Annotated in this window: 14 protein-coding genes; 11 read left to right on the forward strand and 3 right to left on the reverse strand. The window is 73.4% G+C overall.

Annotated features, from left to right (window positions below):
• Nucleotides 1–15: 15 nt before the first annotated feature.
• Nucleotides 16–3,201 (reverse strand): M28 family peptidase, encoded by a 3,186-nt coding sequence (locus ACGFX4_RS39195; protein WP_393085575.1) that lies wholly within the window; start codon nucleotides 3,199–3,201, stop codon nucleotides 16–18.
• A gap of 219 nt (nucleotides 3,202–3,420) precedes the next feature.
• Between ACGFX4_RS39195 and ACGFX4_RS39200 the strand changes: the two genes are divergently transcribed.
• From ACGFX4_RS39200 to nudC, 10 genes are all read left to right on the forward strand, one after another.
• Nucleotides 3,421–4,824: a helix-turn-helix domain-containing protein gene (locus ACGFX4_RS39200; protein WP_393085577.1), complete on the forward strand. Its 1,404-nt coding sequence runs from the start codon at nucleotides 3,421–3,423 to the stop codon at nucleotides 4,822–4,824.
• Nucleotides 4,825–4,964: 140 nt separating this feature from the next.
• A complete protein-coding gene (locus ACGFX4_RS39205) occupies nucleotides 4,965–6,107 on the forward strand; it encodes a radical SAM/SPASM domain-containing protein (protein WP_393085579.1) in 1,143 nt (380 codons plus the stop codon).
• A gap of 49 nt (nucleotides 6,108–6,156) precedes the next feature.
• Complete coding sequence (locus ACGFX4_RS39210) at nucleotides 6,157–7,725, forward strand: FAD-dependent oxidoreductase (protein ID WP_393085581.1); 1,569 nt, start codon at nucleotides 6,157–6,159, stop codon at nucleotides 7,723–7,725.
• Nucleotides 7,722–8,981 (forward strand): sugar efflux transporter, encoded by a 1,260-nt coding sequence (locus ACGFX4_RS39215; RefSeq protein WP_393085583.1) that lies wholly within the window; start codon nucleotides 7,722–7,724, stop codon nucleotides 8,979–8,981. Before ACGFX4_RS39210 ends, ACGFX4_RS39215 begins: the two co-directional genes overlap by 4 nt.
• On the forward strand, nucleotides 8,978–9,913 hold the full coding sequence (locus ACGFX4_RS39220) for a glycosyltransferase (protein ID WP_393085585.1): 936 nt from the start codon (nucleotides 8,978–8,980) through the stop codon (nucleotides 9,911–9,913). The genes ACGFX4_RS39215 and ACGFX4_RS39220 overlap by 4 nt, the downstream gene beginning before the upstream one ends.
• Nucleotides 9,910–10,701: a PIG-L deacetylase family protein gene (locus ACGFX4_RS39225; protein WP_393085587.1), complete on the forward strand. Its 792-nt coding sequence runs from the start codon at nucleotides 9,910–9,912 to the stop codon at nucleotides 10,699–10,701. The genes ACGFX4_RS39220 and ACGFX4_RS39225 overlap by 4 nt, the downstream gene beginning before the upstream one ends.
• 5 nt (nucleotides 10,702–10,706) lie before the next feature.
• Nucleotides 10,707–13,265: a glycoside hydrolase family 3 N-terminal domain-containing protein gene (locus tag ACGFX4_RS39230; protein ID WP_393085589.1), complete on the forward strand. Its 2,559-nt coding sequence runs from the start codon at nucleotides 10,707–10,709 to the stop codon at nucleotides 13,263–13,265.
• A gap of 306 nt (nucleotides 13,266–13,571) precedes the next feature.
• Nucleotides 13,572–16,031 carry an RICIN domain-containing protein gene (locus tag ACGFX4_RS39235; RefSeq protein WP_393085591.1) on the forward strand — a complete coding sequence of 820 codons (2,460 nt, stop codon included), beginning with the start codon at nucleotides 13,572–13,574 and terminating at the stop codon, nucleotides 16,029–16,031.
• A 140-nt stretch (nucleotides 16,032–16,171) separates the two neighbouring features.
• Nucleotides 16,172–16,642: a hypothetical protein gene (locus ACGFX4_RS39240; protein ID WP_393085593.1), complete on the forward strand. Its 471-nt coding sequence runs from the start codon at nucleotides 16,172–16,174 to the stop codon at nucleotides 16,640–16,642.
• Nucleotides 16,617–17,516 (forward strand): NAD(+) diphosphatase, encoded by a 900-nt coding sequence (gene nudC / locus ACGFX4_RS39245; protein WP_393085595.1) that lies wholly within the window; start codon nucleotides 16,617–16,619, stop codon nucleotides 17,514–17,516. Before ACGFX4_RS39240 ends, nudC begins: the two co-directional genes overlap by 26 nt.
• A gap of 1 nt (nucleotide 17,517) precedes the next feature.
• On the opposite strand, the gene ACGFX4_RS39250 is transcribed toward nudC, so the two are convergent.
• Together ACGFX4_RS39250 and ACGFX4_RS39255 are read right to left on the reverse strand one after the other, a co-directional pair.
• Nucleotides 17,518–17,769, reverse strand: coding sequence for a hypothetical protein (locus ACGFX4_RS39250; RefSeq protein WP_393085597.1), 252 nt, complete (start codon nucleotides 17,767–17,769; stop codon nucleotides 17,518–17,520).
• A gap of 157 nt (nucleotides 17,770–17,926) precedes the next feature.
• On the reverse strand, nucleotides 17,927–18,598 hold the full coding sequence (locus ACGFX4_RS39255) for a hypothetical protein (RefSeq protein ID WP_393085599.1): 672 nt from the start codon (nucleotides 18,596–18,598) through the stop codon (nucleotides 17,927–17,929).
• Between the two features lie 248 nt (nucleotides 18,599–18,846).
• On the opposite strand from ACGFX4_RS39255, the gene ACGFX4_RS39260 reads away from it, so the two are divergent.
• Nucleotides 18,847–19,443: an NUDIX domain-containing protein gene (locus tag ACGFX4_RS39260; protein WP_393085601.1), complete on the forward strand. Its 597-nt coding sequence runs from the start codon at nucleotides 18,847–18,849 to the stop codon at nucleotides 19,441–19,443.
• The last annotated feature ends 123 nt before the right edge of the window (nucleotides 19,444–19,566 follow it).

Consider the following 19,566-nt stretch of genomic DNA (forward strand, 5'->3'; position numbering starts at 1 on the left):
GCCCGAGGGCCTGGATCAGATCTGCCCCCAGAGGGCGGGGACGATCGGCGGTTCCCAGCCCACCTGGGCGGTGTGGCCCTGGATGCACCGGTAGCTGACGCCGTTGTAGGTGACGACGTCTCCGGCCTGGTAGGTCGTGCCGGGCGACCAGGTGCCGGTGCCGGGTCCGCTGCCCACGGTGAGCGTGTAGCTGGTGGTGTGGGTGGCGGTGCCGGCGGCGGTGACGGTGATGGTGTAGGTGCCGGCGGGGGTGGAGGCCGAGGTGGCGACCGTCAGGGTGGCCGAGCCGCCGGTCTGGACGGTGGCGGGGCTGAAGCTGACGGTGGTGCCGGCCGGGGCTCCGGTGGCGCTCAGGGTGACGCTCTGGGCGCTGCCGGCGGTCGTGGTGGTGGAGACGGTGGCGGTGGTGGAGCCGCCGGCGCTGGTGGAGCCGGTGGCGGGGTTGACCGCGAGCGAGAAGTCGTTGCTCGGGGTGGTGCCGCCGACGGAGGTCTTCCAGATGGCGTAGGCGACGCCGTCCGCGCTGCGGTTCAGCGCGGTGGCGCTGATGTTGGCGGTGGTGTCGCAGGAGGAGTGGTAGCAGGAGTCGTACGCCCGGTTGGCGGTGCCGCCCCACTTGGTGGCCTGCGCGGAGGTCTTGGTGGCGCTGGCGCCCGCCGCGTAGCCGGAGGTGGGGATGCCGCCCTGCTGGAAGGAGTAGTCGTCGGAGCGGCCCTGGCCCTCGACGTTCTCCTCGGGCTGCAGGTTGAGCGAGTCCCAGTACGCCTTGAGCGGGGCGGAGGTGGCGGAGGTGATGTTGTTGATGAAGTAGCCGGCGTTGGTGGAGCCGACCATGTCGAAGTTGTAGTAGCCCTTGATGGCGCTGCGCTGGGTGGAGCTCAGCTGGCCGACGTAGTACTGGGAGCCCTGCAGGCCCTGCTCCTCACCGGTCCACCAGGCGAACCGGACGTGCCGGGTGAGGGTGGGGTTCTGCTGGGCGAGGACGAGGGCGTTCTCCAGCAGGGTCGCGGAGCCGGAGCCGTTGTCGTTGATGCCGGGTCCGGCGGCGACGCTGTCGAGGTGCGCGCCGAACATGGTGACCTGGTCGGCGGGGCCGCCGGGCCAGTCGGCGATCAGGTTGTTGGAGGTGTAGGTGCAGTTGGTGCAGGTCTGCTCGGTGACGGTGTAACCGGCGGACTGCAGGCGGCCCTTGATGTAGGCGAGCGACTGGCTGTGGCCCGCGGTGCCGGCCCGGCGGTTGCCGCCGTTCTGGCTGGCGATGGTGTTGAGCTGGGTGAGGTGCGCCTGGACGTTGGCGACGTCGATGTCGGGCGCGGAGCCGCCGGGGTTGCCGCCGCCGACGGTGAGCGCGTACTGGGCGGTGTGAACGGCGGATCCGGTGCCGGTGACGGTCAGCGTGTAGCTGCCGGGGGCGGTGGAGGCGCCGACGTTCACGGTCAGGGTGGCGCTGGAGCCGGACTGCACGCTGCCCGGGCTGACCGAGGCGGTGGTGCCGGAGGGAGCGCCGGAGACGGTCAGGGAGACGCTCTGGGCGGTGCCGGAGGTGGTGGCGGTGGTGACGGTCGCGCTGGTGGAGGAGCCGGGCTGCACGGTTCCGGCCGCCGGGTTGAGCGCCAGCGAGAAGTCGTTGTTGCCGGACGGGGTGCAGGTCGGGTCGCCGGTCTGGGCGGGGACGCTGACGGCGTCCCAGGCGGCCTTGGTCCGGGTGAACAGCGCGCAGCTGGGGTCGAGGTTCTTCGCGGCGGTCAGCGTGGTGGTGCGGTACCGCTTGTAGGTCATGCCGCTGGTCTTGAGCAGCATGCCGCCGTAGAAGATCCGGCCGGCGTCGCGGATGCCGACGCCGGTGACCTGGCTGTTGTTGCAGGTCGGGCTGGTCGGCTTGCCGCCGCCGGGGTTGGAGCCCTCGGCGAGCAGGTAGAACCAGTGGTTCAGCGGGCCGGCCGCGGCGTGCACCTCGGTGCTCGGGATCGAGGACGAGTAGCAGTTGGGGTTGCCGCTGACCTGCGAGGGGTTGTACATCACCCGGATCGGGCCCTGCCCGACCAGGTTGATCATCTCGCCGACGGTGTAGTCCGGGTTGTCGTAGGGCGCCGACAGGTTGGCGTACGCCTCGGTGAGCGCGCCGAAGATGTCGCCGGTGCCCTCGCCGAGGCCGTTCTCGTTGTTGGCGCCGCCGGGGGTGAACTGGTCGATGCCGTGGCCGAACTCGTGGCCGACCACGTCCATCGAGGAGATCCACTCGTTGGCGTTGTTGTGGCCGATCGAGACGGAGGAGCCGTCCCAGTAGGCGTTGACGTCGCTCAGGCCCACCTTGACCGGCCAGCTGCCGCCGTTGCCGTTGTGGCCGTTGCGGCCCAGCCAGTCGCGGAGCATGTCCCACTCCTTCTGCGCCGCGAACATCACGTCGGCGCAGCCGGTCTCCTTGCTGGTGGAGCTGCCGTTGCCCCAGGAGTCGGAGGACTTGGTGAACACCTGGCCGGTGCTGTAGTCGGCGCAGCTGAGGCCGGGTCGGCCCGGGTCGCGCAGCGAGTAGCTGCTGCCGGAGCCGGTGGTGGCGATGGAGACCTGGCCGTTCCACTTGCTGTTGGCGGTGCCGGCCCGGACGTCGTCGTAGCTGTCGGCGACCTCGCCGGTCGTGGCGTCGACGAAGACATGCAGGTGACTGGGGGTGCCGTCGGCGGTGTGTCCGGTGAGGACGGACTCCCAGGCGAGCTTGGTGGTGCCCTCGTGGACGCGGACGACCAGGCGGGCCGCGTCGGCGGAGTCGACGGTGGCCAGCGCGGCGCGGGCGGTGCGTTCGGCGTCCCCGGCCTTGACGGCGGCCTTGGTGGGCACGCCGACCGGGCCGGTGGCGGCGGACTGCAGTCCGCGCACCCGGCCCTCGCCGTCGGCGAGCACCACGGCGTCGCCGCCGACCACCGGCAGGCCGCGGTAACTGCGCTCGTACGAGACGGAGTAGAGGCCGCCGAGCCAGGGGGTGACGGTGCGGCGCTCGTAGGTCTCGCCGGGGCCCTTGGCCAGTGCGTCGAGTCCGGCCGCGGCCGCCTGGTCGGCGGCCGATACGGCGGCGGCGAGCGGGGTGGGGGCGGGGGACGGGCCACCGGCCGGGGTGGGGACGGCGGCCGACTGGCCGGCGGCGGCGCCGAGCAGGCCGGCCAGCACGGCAAGGGTGGTGCCCGCGGTCAGCAGTCTGCGTTTCATCAGAGCTCCTCGCTCATCGGTGTGGGGGTGCCCGGAACCTTCACACGGCGCCATGTTCGGGTCAACGGGGAGCGGGGTCCTGCGGGGGTGGTGGCAAGTTTCGACAAGTCGGCTCCCGGAGAGCCCGGTTGAGAGTTGAGAGGTTTAGACCATGTACGGGGAGGGGGTCGGTTCGGTAGCGTCTCGGTGTGGGTTCGGCTGCCGGGAGGTGTACGCGCGATGGGACACCCGGCGGGCGGGTGGGAGAGCTTCGGGGCCTGTCTGCGCAGTTGGCGGCGGCGGGCCGGGTACACCCAGGCGCAGCTCGGCGCGGCGATCGGCTACGACCACACCGCGGTCAGCCGCCTGGAGCACGGGGCCCGCAGGGCAACCCCGCGGCTCGCCCTGCGCCTGGACGAACTGCTGGGTGCGGGCGGCGAGTTGGCGGACGCCTGCGGGGCGGCCGAGCGGATCGGCCGGGAGGGCTCGGCGCTCGCGGAGCCGCTGACCCGGATGCCGCTCCCGGTCACGGGCGGCGAGGACGGGGCGGTGGGCGCCGGGTTCGTCCCCCGGGAGCTGCCGGAGTACGGGCTGCTCTGCCCGCTGCACGGCGCCGAGGGGTGCGAACTCCCGTCGGGCGAGGACGTGCTGGCGCTGCACGCGGAGTTCTGCGCCGGGTCCCGGGCGGGGGTGGACGCGGACACCGTGCACGCGCTGGCGGGGGTGCTGGTGGCCTGGCTGCGGGCCGCGGAGCCCACCGCAGGTCCGCCGCGCGACACGCCCGCACGCCCGACCCCGGCGGCCGGGCCCGAGCGCTCGCTGGAGGGCACGCTGCGGGTGGTCCTGGGCCGGCTGGCGGCGTCCGGCGCGCGCGAGCGGGGGGTGTGGGCGCACCTGGCGGCGGAGTACGCACACGCGGCGGGGACGCTGCGGATGCAGCGCGGCCGCGGCGCGACGGCGATGGTGTGCTTCGACCGGGCGCTCGGCTGGGCCGAGTTGGCCGGGGACGCGCTGACCCAGGTGGCGGCGCTGAGCGACATGGCGGTGCTGAGCCTGCTGGACGGGGATCCGTCGGCGGCCGCGGGGTTCGCCCGGGAGATCTCCCGGGTGGCGCCGGGGCGGCACTGGTCGGGGGCGCTGAGCCAGCTGGGGCTGGCGCGGGCCGAGGCGGCGGCCGGGGACGTCCGGGCCGTGGTGCGGCACGTCGGACGGGCCCGGCTCCACCTGGACCACCTCGACGGGGTGGCGGAGTCGGCGGCGCCGTGGCTGGCGGCCGAGTCGCTGCGGCTGCGGGTGGAGTCGGGCGCGGCGGCGGCCCTGCGGGACGTGGCGGTGCTGTCGGGGGACGTCCGGTTCGCCCGGCGGGCGCTGGGCGCCGCGCAGACGGCGCTGGAGCTGCTCGGGGAGGGGCAGCTCCCGTCCGCCCGGATGATGCTGGCGGTGCGGGCGGCGGACTGCCGGCTGTGCGCGGGCGATCCGGCGGCGGCGGTGGAGGTGCTGGCTCCGGTGCTGGCCGAGGCCGCCGGCAGCGGGCTGCCCGTGCTGGTGCGGCACGAGGTGCGGGGCCTGCGGGACCGCCTGGCGGAGCGGGCGGCCGGCCCCGAGGCGGCGGAGACGGTGCGACGGCTGGGCACGCTGCTCTGACCACCTGATCGCCCTGATCGATCATCAATGTCCGTCCGGCTCCGGACTTTTGCGTTGACGGCGCAATACTGCGTCAACTAGCGTCGCTGGTCGGCGCTCGCGTGGGAGCGCTCCCACACGAGCAGGAGACACAAGGTCCCATGGACGAGTCGCGTACCCAGCTGGGGGATGCCGTCGGCACCCGGTTCGTCGAACGCAACCTCGATCTCGTCGGCAAGCTCTACCAGCGTTCGGTCTTCCCGGCGGTCCTGGACGTCGCGCACGGCGGCCGCCTCCCCTCTCCCCTGGTGGTCGACCTCGACCCGACCACCGTGTGCGACCTGGCCTGCCCCGAGTGCATCAGCTCGCAGGTGCTCCACCACGGCCAGATCGGCCAGGACCGGATCCTGCGCCTGGCCCACGAGCTGGCCGACTCCAAGGTCCTGGCGGTCATCCTGATCGGCGGCGGCGAGCCGCTGATGCACCGCTCGGTCGGCCGGATCATCGAGGTGCTGCACGACGCCGGCATCAAGATCGGCCTGGTCACCAACGGCACCCAGATCCACCGGTACGTCGACCAGCTGGCCGAGATGCTCTCCTGGGTGCGGGTGTCGATCGACGCCGGCACGCCCGAGACCTACGCGGCCTTCCGCCCGGCCCGCGGGAAGCGCAGCGTCTTCCCCCAGGTGGTCGAGAACATGCGGCTGCTGGCGGGCCGCAAGCGCGGCCGGCTCGGGTACTCGTTCCTGCTGATGCAGCGCCACGACGCGGACGGCCGGGTGGTGGAGTCCAACTACGGCGAGGTGTACCGGGCGGGCGTGCTGGCCAAGGAGATCGGCTGCGACTACTTCGAGGTCAAGGCGATGCTGGACGAGGACCACTACACGGTCAACCAGCGCGCCGAGGACGTGGCGGCGGTCGAGGAGCAGGTCGCCCGGCTGCGCGCGCTGGAGGACGAGCGCTTCCACGTGCTGCACTCCTCCAACTGGCAGGCGGTGCGCAGCCACACCGACGCGGTCCAGCCGAAGGACTACCACCGGTGCGCGATCGCGGAGCTGCGCACCACGGTGACGCCGACCGGGGTCTTCGTCTGCCCGTACCACCGGGGCAACCCCAAGGGCCGGATCGGCGACATCCAGGAGTCCTCGTTCGCCGAGCTGTGGGCGGCGGCGGACACCTCGGTGATCGACCCGAGCACCGACTGCCGGTTCGTCTGCGCCCGGCACCCGTCCAACCAGGAGATCGCGCTGCTGCCGACCCGCCTCCGGGCGGAGCTGTGCGACGACTTCGACCCCTTCATCTGAGCGTGCGCCCGGCCTTCGGCCGCACGTCGTCGACGAGCTTGGAGCCGCCATGCGAACAGCCGTGATCGGTGCCGGTCCGGCGGGGCTGACCTGCGTCCGGCAGGCCCGTGCCGCGGGCCTCGACGTCGTCTGCTTCGAGCGGCGCGCGGACCTCGGCGGGATCTGGAACCCCGCCGCCGGCGGCGCGTACGCCGGGGTGCGGATGCAGAGTTCGCGGATGAGCATGCCGTTCTCGGACCACCCGCCGACCTTCGCCGCGGACTTCCCGACCCAGGCCGAGGTGCAGGGGTACCTGCACGCGTACGCCGAGCGGTACGGGCTGCTGGACGCGGTGGAGTTCGGCAGCGAGGTGGTCCGGGTGGCCCGCGCGGACGGCGGCGGCTGGCGGGTGACCGCCCGCACGGCGGACGGCCGGGAGCGGACCGCCGCGGTGGACGCGGTGATGGTCGCCAACGGCGAGCTGTGGCGGCCGCGGCTGCCCGCCCGGCTGCCGGGCCCGGACGCGCCGGTGCGGGTGCTGGCCTCGCCGGCGTACCGGGGCGCGGCGGAGTTCGCCGGGCAGCGGGTGCTGGTGGTCGGCGGCGGGGTGAGCGGCGCGGACATCGCCGCCGACCTGGCGGGCACGGCGGCGGCGGTGGACTGGTCGGTGCGGCGGCGGCAGCTGTTCCTGCCGCGCAGCCTCGGCGGGCTGTACAACGACGCGCTGTTCTCGTACGCGGGCCGGGTCGCGGTGGAGGAGCTGCCGTACGCCGAGTACCTGGCCTGGATGGGCGAGTTGGAGCCGGAGTACCTGGCGATGTACCGGGCGACCGGGCTGCTGCCGGAACGCGGCTTCCACGGCGCGGTGCACGTGAACGAGCGGATCGTGCCGAAGGTCCACGCGGGCGAGGTCCGCGCGGTGGCGGCGTTCGGCGCGTTCGCCGCGGACGGGTCGGTGGAGTTCGCGGACGGCACCACCGGGCGGTACGACGCGGTGGTGCTGTGCCTGGGCTACGAGATGCCGGACTACGGCTTCCTGGAGCCGCTGCCCGGCGAGCCGCTGCGCCGCGAGGACCTGTACGAGCACCACTTCTGGCGGCACGATCCGACCCTGGCGGTGGTCAACACCCCGGTGGACACCGAGGCGTTCGGCACCGCGTGCCCGTACTTCGAGGCGGTGGCGGGCTGGGTGCTGGCGGTGCACACCGGGAAGGCCGCGCTGCCCGCCGCGCGGGAGCGGGCCGCGTGGTGCGAGCGGCATCTGGGGGCGCTGGAGGACCGGCGCTACCTGGACTGCTGGCTGGAGACCGTCCGCCTCGGCCTGCTGAGCGGGAGCCTGCCGGACCCGGCGGTGGACTTCGGGGCGTACTGGACGCTGGTGGCGAGCCGGGTGGACCCGGCGCACCTGCGGCCCGGGCAGGCCCGGCCGGTGCCGGCCGCGCTCGACCACCGCCTCGACCTGACCGGGGTGCGACACCGGATCCTCGCCGCCCTGGGGCCCGAGGTGGGCCGGCGGCTGCTGGCCGCCGGCCAGGTGGACGAGGCGGACCTGGCGGCGGCCGCGCAGGTCCCGGCGGGCCGCGAGCTGGCGCCGTGGCTGCCCTACCGGCAGCGGGAGAACGTGGAGGCAGGGGTATGACCGTGGACGGTGTGAAGGAGCTGGCGCCGGCGGCGCCCGCGGGACGCTGGCGGCTGCTGGCGGACCGGTCGGTGCAGAGCCTGATCGGCGCCAACGGCGTGGTGGGCCTGGCGGGCGCGTTCGTGGTGCCGAGCGTCAGCCTGTTCCTGAAGGACGCGGTGGGCGCCACCGCGCTGATGATCGGGCTGTTCTTCGCCGCCCGCTCCGTCGGCGAGATCGGCACCGACCTGGTGATGGGCGTGGTCTCGGACCGGATGCGCGACCGGCGGACGGTGCTGGTGCTGACCGCGCTGCTGAACGCGGCCGGCGCGCTGTGCTACTCGGTGCTGCGCGACTACTGGGTGCTGCTGCTCGCCGGGATGGTCTGCTTCGGGCTGGGCGGCGCCTGCTTCGGGCAGCTGTTCGCCTTCACCCGGGAGCTGGCGGAGGACCGGGAGGTCGACGCGCCGTTCTTCAACGGCATCCTGCGCTCGGTCACCTCGCTGTCCTGGGTGGTCGGCCCGCCGCTGGCGTTCTGGCTGGTCGCGCAGTGGTCGTTCACCGTGCTGTACGCCGCCGCGGCGGGCCTGTCGCTGCTGGCGGCGGCGATCTGCCGCTGGGGCCTGCCGTACCTGGCCCGCCCCGAGCGGGCGGACGCGGCCGACGCGGGCGTTCGGGGGGCGTTCGCCGGGCTGGGCGGGCGGACCGCACTGCTGCTGGCGGCGACCGTGCTGCTGCTGGGCGCCAACATGATGTACCAGATCGACCTGTCGCTGCGGGTCACCTCGGAGCTGCACCTGAGCGCGGCCTTCGCGGGCCTGCTGCTGGGGCTGAGCGCCTGCCTGGAGATCCCGCTGATGATCGCGGTGGGCACCTGGGCGGAGCGGATCGGCAAGCCCCGGCTGCTGCTGGCGGCGACGGTCTGCGCGACCCTGTTCTTCGCGGCGCTGCCGCTGGCGGAGAGCCGGACCGCCCTGCTGCTGCTCCAACTGCCCAACGCCTTCTGGACCGCCGTGGTGATGAACATCCCCGTGGTGATGCTCCAGGACGCCCTGCCGGGCCGGGCGGGCACCGCGTCCTCGCTGTACGCGAGCGCGTTCAAGACCGGCATGTTCCTCGGCGGCCTCACCGTCGGCACGGTCGCCACCTGGACGGGCTACGGCCAGGTGTTCTGGGTCTGCGCGGGCCTCACCGCCGCCGCCGGCCTGCTGGTGTTCCTGGCCCGGGGCGCCCGGGGCCCCGTCTCCCACCCCCTCGACGAAGGGAGCGCCGCATGAGCGCGCCGCCCGCCTGCACGGTGATCGTCCCGACCTACAACCGGGTCGCCCTGCTCCGGCACACCCTGGACGCGCTGGTGCGCCAGCGGCTGGAGCCCGGTGACGGGTTCGAGGTGGTCGTGGTGGACGACGGCTCCACCGACGCCACCGCGGAGCTCGCCGCGTCCTACCGCGACCGGCTGGACCTGCGCTACTTCTTCCAGGAGGACGAGGGCTACCGGGTCGCCGCCGCCCGCAACGTCGGGATAGCCGCCGCCCGCGCCGAGGTGTGCGTGCTGGTCGACTCCGGCGTGGTGCTGCACTCGGGCGCGCTGGCCGCCCACCTGGCGGCGCACCGGGCGGCCGCCGGTCCGGTGGCGGTGACCGGCTACGTCTTCTGCTTCAACGAGGGCAACGAGGACGGCGAGCTGATCGCCAAGGCCATCGACCACGCCGACCCGGACGCCTCGATCGCCGCGTTCGCCGCCGAGGGGCGGTGGCTGGACCTGCGCGAGACGTACTACGCGCGCTACGGCGAGGACCTGGGCGCGCTGACCGCGCCCTGGCTGATGTGGTGGACCTGCAACGTGTCCGCGAACACCGCGCAGCTGCGCGAGGTCGACGCCTTCGACGAGGCGTACCGGGCCTGGGGCGCGGAGGACGTGGACCTCGGGTACCGGCTGCACACCGCGGGCGCCCGGTTCGTGCTGCGCCGGGACGCCTCCTCGCTGCACGTGCCGCACGAGAAGAGCTACTCCGGCAACATGGCCGCCGCGGCCGCCAACTACCGCTACTTCGCGGCGAAGTACGCCACCCCGGTGGCGCAGCTGGTGCCGGACCACCACTTCGAGGAGATCGAGGACATCCTGCGCTCGCGGGGCCTGGCGCCGGGCCGGCCGAGCGCGCTGTTCGGCACGGCGGTGCGCGGCGTCGAGCCGGAGCAGGCACGATGACGCCGCCGGTGATGGGCAGTTGGACGGAGTGGTACCTGCGGACCGAGCGCTCGGCGGGCACCGTGCTGGTGTTCGCGCCGCACCCGGACGACGAGGTGATCGCCTGCGGCGGGACGATCGCGCGGCTGGCCGCCGAGGGCGTCCGGGTGCGGATCGTGTTCGCGACCGACGGCGCGATGTCGCACTCGGCGGTGCTGGGCATCCACCGCGATCCGGCGCCGGCCGAGCTGCGGCTGATCCGCCGCGGGGAGGCGCGCGCGGCGGCGAAGGAGCTGGGCCTGCCGGAGGACGCGGTGCACTTCCTGGACTTCCCGGACACCGCGCTGGCCGAGCACCTGGCGGCCTTCCGGGCCCGGGTGCTCGACGTGCTGCGGGTGCACCCGGGCGTCAGCGAGGTCTACCTGCCGCACGAGGTACGGGAGTTGAACGCCGACCACCGGCTGACCGGGGAGACCGTGCTGGCCTGCCTGGCGGAGCTGGACCTGACCCCGGCGGTCCACCGGTACGTGGTGTGGGACGAGCGCACCGAGCAGGAGTTCGCCTTCGTCAACCGCAACCCGCCCGCCGCCGGCGCGGCGGCCGCCGAGCGGCTGGTCACCGTGGACATCACCGAGCAACTGCCGCGCAAGCAGGCCGCGTTCCGCGCGCACCGGACCCAGGTCGAGCTGTACGCCCCGGGGCAGACCCGGCCGGTCGTGCCGGAGCCGTTCCAGCAGCGCGTGTTCACCACCCCCGTCGAGGAGTTCTGGATCACCGAGCCGGCCGCCGTCCGGCTGGAAGTGGAGTAGCCGCCGTGACCGACGAGTCCCTGCCCGCGCTGCGACCGCTCGCCGCGTGGCCGCGCCTGGAGTCCGCCGTCGCGCCCGACCCGGAGGTCGAGCGGAAGGTCGCCGAGATCCTCGCCGCGCTGACCCCGGAGGAGAAGATCGGGCAGCTGGTGCAGCCCGAACTCGCGCAGCTGACCGCCGAGGACGTCCGCGCGTACCGGATCGGCTCGGCGCTCAACGGCGCCGGGATCTGGCCGGACGGCAAGCGGCACGCCGCCGTCCGGGACTGGGTGGACATGGTGGACCACTTCTGGTCGGCCGCCGAGCGGGCGTGGGAGGGCCGCCCGTTCCGGATCCCGTTCCTGTGGGCCACCGACGCCGTCCACGGGCACAACAACGTGTACGGGGCGACGGTCTTCCCGCACAACATCGGCCTCGGCGCGGCCGGCGACCCGGAGCTGATCCGCCGGATCGGCGCGGCGACGGCCCGCGAGGTCGCCGCCACCGGCATGGACTGGATCTTCGCGCCCACCGTCACCAACCCGCGCGACCGCCGCTGGGGGCGCTACTACGAGGGCTACGGCGAGGACCCGGCGCTCGGGTACGCCTACGGCCGGGCGATGGTGGAGGGGCTGCAGGGCGACGCGGCGGCGCTGCGCACCGACGAGCGGGTGCTCGCCACGCTGAAGCACTGGATCGCCGACGGCGGCACCGCGGACGGCGGCGACCGGGGCACCGCCCGGTGCGAGGAGCAGGTGCTGCGGGACATCCACGCGCAGGGCTTCCTCGGCGGGATCCGGGCCGGGGCGCAGAGCGTGATGGTCTCCTTCAGCAGCTGGGAGCACCCGGCCAACTACGACCACACGCCGGGCCGGGCGGAGCCGTACAACCACAAGGTGCACGGCAGCCGGTACCTGATCACGGACGTGCTGAAGGGCGCGCTGGGCTTCGACGGCATCGTGACCAGCGACTGGGACGCGCACGCGGAGGTGGCGGGCTGCTCGGCGGGCGACGCCAACTACGCGATCAACGCGGGGCTGGACGTGCTGATGGTGGCAGGGCGGGAGGCCTGGCAGAGCGTGTACCGCAACGCGCTGGAGGGCCTGCGGTCGGGAGCGATCGCCCCGGAGCGGATCGACGACGCGGTACGCCGGGTGCTGCGGGTGAAGATGCGCGCGGGCCTGTGGGAGCGGCCGCGGCCGGGCGAGCGCTCGCTGACCGGGCCGGACGCCCCGGCGGTGATCGGCTCGCCCGCGCACCGGGAGCTGGCCCGGGAGGCGACCCGCAAGTCGCTGGTACTGCTCAAGAACACGCCCGGGGTGCTGCCGATCGCCCCCTCCGCCCGGGTGCTGGTGTGCGGCAGCGCGGCCGACGACCTGCAGAAGCAGTGCGGCGGCTGGACGCTCACCTGGCAGGGCGACGACATCGAGCGGGCCGACCTGCCGGGCGGCGCCACGATGGCGGACGCGCTGCGCGAGGCGGTCGGCGCCGGGACCTGCACGGTGGACCCGGCCCTGGAGAGCGCCGAGCCGGGCGCCTTCGACGTGGCGGTGGTCTGCCTCGGCGAGGACGCGTACGCGGAGATGCGCGGCACGGTGAAGCCGTGGCGCTCGATCGGCTACGCGGACCTGAAGCGCAGCTACGCGCGCGACCTGGAGCTGCTGCGCCGGCTGCGGGCCGACGGGGTGCCGGTGGTGACGGTGTTCTTCACCGGCCGGCCGCTGTACTGCACGGAGGAGATCAACCTGTCGGACGCCTTCGTGGTGGCCTGGCTGCCCGGGCCGTTCGCCCAGGGGGTCGCCGACGTGCTGGTCGCGGACGCGCAGGGCGGGGTCCGGTACGACTTCCAGGGGCGGCTGCCCTCGTCCTGGCCGCGCACCCGGGACGCCAGCGCGGTCAACCGGATCCCGCCGCACCTGCCGGACTACCGGGTGCCGGCGGAGGAGACCGCGCCGACCGGGCGGCACCGGCCGCTCTTCGCGGTCGGGCACGGGCTGTCGGTGCACGAGGCGTCCCCGGCGGGTCCGCTGGAGCCGCACGTGCCGGAGCCGGCGCCGCCGGCGCCCGCCGTGGACGGGCCGCTGCGGGTGCTGGACGCGGACGGGACGCCGTACCGGCTGCGGATCGGCGGCCACAACACCTGGTCGCGCGAGGACGTCCACCTGGACCGGGTGACGGACTGCCTGATCGTCCGGTCGACGCCGCTGCCGGCCGGGGCCGGGCTGAACCTGGTGTTCAAGGGGTACCCGGCGTTCGTGTACGCGGAGGCGCCCGGCAGCGAGCCGGCGGACCTGCGCGGGTACCTGGACGGCGGCGGGTGCCTGCGGTTCTCGGTGCGGGTGCGGCAGGCGCCGTCGGCCCCCCTGCACCTGGCCTGCCACGACGACTTCCCCGCGCAGCCGGGCCTGGACCTCGCACCCTGGCTGCCGGACGCCGGGGCCGAGGAGTGGACGGAGGTCTCGGTGCCGCTGGCCGAGCTGGCGGCGATCGGCACGGACCTGCGGCACGTGGCGGTGCCGTTCATGCTCTACACCGCCGGGACGGCCGAGCTGGACGTGGCGGAGGTGTCCTGGCGGCTCGACTGACGGACGGCCGCCCCCGGGCTCGCACCCCGGGGGCGGCCGCGTTCGCCGTCCCCCGAGTCTGGGCCGGTGGACGGCGCGGCGTCAAAGGACAGCTGTCGGCCCCGATTGGACTTTTGTGCCGGTCGGGGCCGTTTTGCGTCCGCCGGCCGCCTACCCCTTGACGGTGTCCACGAGGGGCTGCCACGGTGTGCTCGAAGTTGCGGGCTCCTGACGCGGAGTACGCAACTCGGAGCATCAGCTCCCCAGGCCGGGGCTCGCACACCCGCCGCTCCCCCACGTCGGCGCACCGTCACCCGAGGAGTACCCGTGCCCACCCTCCTGCACCGAACCCTGGCCGCCGGGGTCGCCGCCGCGACCCTGGCGCTGGCCGCGGCCGTGCCGCCGGCCGCCGCGGCTCCCCCGTCCGCGGCGACCTTCTCGATCTCGGTCGGCTCGCCGGTGACCTACGGCCACCCCACCGACACCCCGGCCGTGCCGTACATCGACAAGGACGGCACCTTCTGGTTCCAGCAGTCGGCGGCGCTCTACGGCACCAACGACGTCCGCTACTGGGACTTCTTCTCCGGCACCGACTTCGACACCGCGAGCCGCAACGCGACCGTCAGCAACTACGTCAACCCGGCCAACTCCAGCGACCGCAACAACGACACCACCTGGCGCTGCAACAACTCCCCCACCGGCCTGGAGGCCACCAACGCGCCCGCTGGCAGCGGCTACGCCCACAAGAACTACTGCGACCTGTCGGGTGTGTGGATCGACCCGGACACGGGCGACTGGTACGGGCTGGTGCACAACGAGTTCACCCCGCAGCCGTTCGGCGACGGCCTGCACTACGACGCGATCGACTACGCGGTCTCCACCGACCAGGGCAGGACCTGGAAGATCAAGGACCACGTGATCACCTCGCCGTACAGCACCAAGCGCGGCGACACGGCGGCCTTCCCCAACCAGACGTACTACTACGGCGACGGCGACCAGCGCCTGTTCGTGGACGCCGCCTCCGGGTACTTCTACGTCTTCTACGGCTCCCGCGTCGTCGACAAGTCCGGCGGCTGGAAGGCCTTCCACGAGCACGTGGCCCGCGCCCCGATCTCCGGGAAGATGGCGCCCGGCTCCTGGCAGAAGTGGTACAACGGCGCCTGGACCGAGGCGGGCGTCGGCGGGCGCGAGTCCAACATGGTGCCGGTCGACGGCTCCAGCACCACCGGGTACACCCCGGCCTCCGGCGAGTACAACCCGGCCAACACCGGGACCAGCGACCAGCAGGTGGCCGCGGGCAAGATGCCGCCCACCTCGCCGCTGTTCGTCATGGACATCACGTACAACGCCTACCTGGGCCTGTACATCGGCGAGCCGCAGGCCGTCGACCAGAGCGGCAACGCGCCGCAGAAGTACTACGCCACCGACGACCTGGCGAGCCAGAAGTGGTACCCGATCGGCGACAGCGGCAGCTACCACACCGCGTCCTGGTACCGGTGGTTCCTCGACAGCGCCAACCGGACCAGCTCCACCATCGTCGGCAAGACCTTCCGCTCGTACTGCGCCTTCGGCTGCTCCGGCGGCGCGTCCGGCCAGTACGTGAACCTGACCATCGACTCCTCCGCGCCGGCCGCCGCGCCGGTCGACCTCTCGCGCAGCTACCGGATCGCGAGCGGCGGCGGGCGGGTGCTGGCCCAGGTCTCGGGCTCCTCGGCGACCACCTCGGCGGCCGCGGCCACCGGCTCGGCGCTGGAGCAGTGGACCTTCGCGGCCAACGGCGACGGCTCGTACCGGATCACCAACGGCTCCACCGGCCAGCTGCTGGGCGTCCCCGCCACCGGGACGGCGGGCCGCGCCTGGGGCGCCAAGCCGACCGTGACCGCGGCCGGGCAGGGCGGGCCGAGCGTCGGCCAGCAGTGGTTCGTGATCGCCAACTCCTCCGGCGGCACCTTCCGCCTGGTCAACCGGTACAGCGGCCTCGTGCTCGGCCTGTCCTCGGACAGCGCCCGGCTCGCCGAGACCACGCCGGTGCGCAGCTGGACCGACAGCAGCGGCACCGCGGTCGGCGGCGGCCGGGCCGCCGCCGAGCAGACCCTGACCCTCACCCCGGTCGGCTCGGCGCCGGAGACGGTCACCGTCGCCAACCCGGGCGACCAGTCGACGAAGGTCGGCACCGCGGTCTCGCTGCAGCTCTCCGGCACCGACTCGGCCGGCAAGGCGCTCACCTGGTCGGCGACCGGCCTGCCCGCCGGACTGTCGATCAGCTCCGCCGGGCTCGTCACCGGTACCCCGACCGCGACCGGCGCCTCCACCGTGACGGTCACCGCCTCCTCCGGGACGGCGAGCGGCTCGACCGCCTTCACCTGGTCGGTCAACGCGGCGCTGAACGGCACCCACACCCTGGTCGCCTCCGGCAAGGCCCTGGACAACCCCAACCACTCGACCACGCAGGGCACCCAGCTGGTCGTCTGGTCGCCGAACGGCGGCGCCAACCAGAACTGGGTCTTCACCCAGCAGGCCGACGGCAGCTACCAGATCGCCAACGGCGAGTCGAACCTCTGCATGGACGTCAACGGCGGCTCGACCGCGGCCGGCGCGGCGATCATCCAGTGGGCCTGCACCGGCGGAAGCAACCAGCGGTGGATCCTCACCGCGACGAGCGGCGGGTACAAGGTGACCAGCCAGAAGAGCGGCCTGTCGCTGACCACCGCCTCCGCCGCCAACGGCGCGCTGGTCACCCAGCAGACCGACACCGGCTCGGCGCTCCAGCGCTGGACCGTCGGCTGACCTGACGTCACACCGCAGGGCCCCGCGGAGCGCGCTCCGCGGGGCCCCTGGCATCTCACTGGGCGATAACGGCGAACATGTCCCGCAGGCTGACCAAGGAGTCGACGCCGACCTGGCGCGGAGCGTAGGAGGACCCGCCGATGTCACGCACCGCACTGGAGAGGATCGCCGACCGGGAACAGGCGATCGGCGACATCACCGAGCAGCTGTCCGCCGAGGTCAGCCAGCTCACCGCCCGCCTGGCCGAACTCGACGCGGAACGCGCCGACCTGGCAATCGCCCGCAAAGTCATCCTGTCCCTCGGCGACGACGAGCCCACCGGCGACCGGATGCCGGGCCTGCCCGACAACCCGATCTACCAGCACATCCTCACCGCGCTCATCGACGCCGCAGCCCCGCAACGCTGCCGCGACCTGTGCCGCACCCTGGCCACCGGCACCGAGCCCACGCACATCTCCGGCATGCGCAACAAGCTCAAGCGTCTGACCAACGCCGGCCTCGTCGTCGAGACCGAGCTCGATACCCCAGTTGGTGGACGCCCACTATCGTGGAATCTGCGCAGGACAGGACGGGCTAGGGGGAACCTTGTATTACAGCGGCTTGGGGCTTGACCGGGTTGGCGGCCGGCGTACCGACTCGGAGTGGGTCGCCGGGCTGTTGACGAGCCCCAGTACCCAGGTGATTCCCTTGTGGCGGGACCACTGTCTGGTCCGCGACGACAGGCCCATCCGGCTGCCGCTGGCCGAGGCGCGGGGCATCCTCGACGCCGCCGACGACCAGGTGTTTCTCGGCCTGGACGGAGAGACCGCGGTGTTCGCGGCCGACGTGTCCCGCGTCGACCGGTCCAACGCCGTCGAACTGGCCACCGCGGACACGGTGCTGGAGGTGCGAGCCATGGTTCCCACCATCACGCCAGACGAGGCGGGCCTGCTCGCGTATGCCCGTGGAATCCTGCACTGGAACCGGAATCAGCGGTTCTGCGGCGCGTGCGGCGGTCCGGCCGTCCCCAGCAACGGTGGCCACCTGCGGACCTGTCAGGACTGCGGAAAGCTGCTCTTCCCGCGGATCGAACCGGCCGTGATTGTGCTGGTCGAACTACCCGGCACGCCTCGGCGCTGCCTGCTCGGCCGGCACGCGGGATCCGGTCCGGACCGCTTCAGCACGCTGGCTGGGTTCGTCGAGATCGGGGAGAGCCTCGAGGACGCGGTGCGCCGCGAGGTCGCCGAAGAGGCCGGTGTCGAGGTGGGGACGATCACCTATCAGGGATCCCAGTCGTGGCCGTTCCCATCCGGGATGATGATCGGGTTCCGCGCCGAGGCCGTTTCCGACCGGATCGACGTGGACAACGTGGAGGTGGTGGAGGCACGTTGGTTCACGGCGGCCGAACTTCGGTCGCGAATTACGGACTCCGCTGTCGGCGGGCCCTACCGGGTCGACTCGATCGGCAAGGTGCTCATCGACCAGTGGTTGGCCGACGTGGAGTGAGTCAGCTTGCCACACTGTTGGGGGAATGTGAGCCGAACTCGACGCGGAACGCGCCGACCTGGCAATCGCCCGCAAAGTCATCCTGTCCCTCGGCGACGACGAGCCCACCGGCGACCGGATGCCGGGCCTGCCCGACAACCCGATCTACCAGCACATCCTCACCGCGCTCATCGACGCCGCAGCCCCGCAACGCTGCCGCGCCCCTGTGCCGCACCCTGGCCACCGGCACCGAGCCCACGCACATCTCCGGCATGCGCAACAAGCTCAAGCGTCTGACCAACGCCGGCCTCGTCGTCGAGACCGAGCCCGGACTGTTCGCAATCCCCACACCCAGAACAGCCGACTGACCGCGTGACCTGCCCACACACCGTCACAACGACGAAACGGACATAGCCTCACTCAACGCCCTCTCAGGTGGCGGCCGCGCCGAGGTCCACGAGGTCAACCGTCTCGGCGGCGGCCGGCTCGGTGACGGACACCGGCTCCCCGAAGGCGCTGAACGAGACGGTGGACGCCCGCGGGCCGGCCGGGCGGGCCAGCTTCACCAGGTACGGCGTGCCGGTGGTGGCCACGTACAGCTCGGCGCCCTGGCCGGGCGTGCCGCTGTGGACCTGCAGGGTGTCGGTGCCGTTCATGGTCGTCGAGCCGACCTTCTCCTGCTCCTCGCCGCCGATGTTCTCGTCGAGGAAGGCCACGATCCACTTGGGGTCGCACCGGGCGACCAGGTCGTCCAGCGGCTTGAACCCCCGGTGGACCAGCACGTAGCGGTCGGCCAGCCGGGCCGGGGCGTCCGCCCTGCGCGCGCCGTCGAACTCCTTCCAGAAGTCCACCGACCCCTTGACCCAGGCCCGCTGACCGACCCGGCGCACCTCCACCGGGCCCGAGGACTCGCCCGCGAGGGTGCCGGTGCAGTGGCCCGAGCGGTCGGCGGTGACCGACACGGTCGGGAAGCGGTAGCCGCGGACGCCCACCGCCAGGTTGAAGGTGAAGGACGGGGCGTCGGCGAGGGCCTGCCGTCCGGTGCGGACCACCTGCGGGGCCGACATGGCCGCGACCGCCGGCGCCTTGTCCGCGTCCGCCACGGCCTCCGAGGAGCCGCCTCCCCCGGTACACCCGGCCAGTCCCGCCGTCGCCAGCAACGCCGCCCCGCTCCGCCTCGCCCATCCCTGCAGGTGCACCTGCGGTCCCTCCCCTTGATCGTCACCGAACCGCCGGACCCTACCAGGGAACGCCCGCGGCGGACACGGGCTTTCGACCGCCGGAACGGCCCCGGGCGGCCGGGCGGCGCGTAGGCTCGGGCGGCGGAGCGCGAGCCGAAGGAGGGTGCGGGATGGCGGCGGAGGGCCGGTGGCGCAGGACGGGCCGCGAGGTGCTGCACACGGGACGGTTCCTGCGGCTGCTGCGGGACACCGTCGAGCGTCCCGGCGCCCCGGGATACGCGTACGAGCACGTGCAGGTCGCCGACGGGGTACGGGTGGTCGCACTCGACGGGCGGGGGCAGGTCGTCCTGGTGGAGGACGAGTTCTACCTGACCGGTCGGCGGATGCCCAGCCTGCCCGGCGGCGGGGTCGAGCCCGGCGAGCTGCCGGAGGCCGCGGCGCGGCGCGAACTCGAGGAGGAGACCGGCCTGCTGGCGCGGCACTGGGAGCCGCTCGGGGCCGTCCACCCGCTGCCGGGGGCGAGTTCGGCGATGGTGCACCTGTTCCGCGCCACCGGGCTGCACCCGGGCCGGCGCGCCCCGGACGACACCGAGGGCGAGCTGACCGTCCGGGAGTGCCCGTTCGCCGAGGCCCTGGCCATGGCCCTGGACGGCCGCATCACCGAAGCGGGCAGCGTCACCGCCCTCCTCCTCGCCGACCGCCGCCCGACCGGCCGGCCCGCACCAACGACCCGCGAGACCACGCCCGGGGCAACAGATGGACAATAAGATCTCCAGGTCGACCTGAGTGCACCTCCGAGTGCTTCGGGGAAGGCCGTGCAGGGCGGTTCGAGGGGGCGGGCGGTACGTGCGGTTCGGTCTGTTGGGCGATCTGCTGGTCCAGGACGATGC

This window comes from Kitasatospora sp. NPDC048365, from assembly GCF_043200835.1.
GTDB classification, from domain to species: domain Bacteria; phylum Actinomycetota; class Actinomycetes; order Streptomycetales; family Streptomycetaceae; genus Kitasatospora; species Kitasatospora terrestris.

Coding starts and splice junctions, on each gene's coding strand:
- ACGFX4_RS39205 (WP_393085579.1), top strand. CDS start 4,965: ATGGACGAGTCGCGTACCCAGCTGGGGGATGCCGTCGGCACCCGGTTC.
- ACGFX4_RS39215 (WP_393085583.1), top strand. CDS start 7,722: ATGACCGTGGACGGTGTGAAGGAGCTGGCGCCGGCGGCGCCCGCGGGA.
- ACGFX4_RS39195 (WP_393085575.1), bottom strand. CDS start 3,201: ATGAAACGCAGACTGCTGACCGCGGGCACCACCCTTGCCGTGCTGGCC.
- ACGFX4_RS39220 (WP_393085585.1), top strand. CDS start 8,978: ATGAGCGCGCCGCCCGCCTGCACGGTGATCGTCCCGACCTACAACCGG.
- ACGFX4_RS39240 (WP_393085593.1), top strand. CDS start 16,172: ATGTCACGCACCGCACTGGAGAGGATCGCCGACCGGGAACAGGCGATC.
- ACGFX4_RS39260 (WP_393085601.1), top strand. CDS start 18,847: ATGGCGGCGGAGGGCCGGTGGCGCAGGACGGGCCGCGAGGTGCTGCAC.
- ACGFX4_RS39250 (WP_393085597.1), bottom strand. CDS start 17,769: ATGCCGGAGATGTGCGTGGGCTCGGTGCCGGTGGCCAGGGTGCGGCAC.
- ACGFX4_RS39225 (WP_393085587.1), top strand. CDS start 9,910: ATGACGCCGCCGGTGATGGGCAGTTGGACGGAGTGGTACCTGCGGACC.
- ACGFX4_RS39210 (WP_393085581.1), top strand. CDS start 6,157: ATGCGAACAGCCGTGATCGGTGCCGGTCCGGCGGGGCTGACCTGCGTC.
- ACGFX4_RS39200 (WP_393085577.1), top strand. CDS start 3,421: ATGGGACACCCGGCGGGCGGGTGGGAGAGCTTCGGGGCCTGTCTGCGC.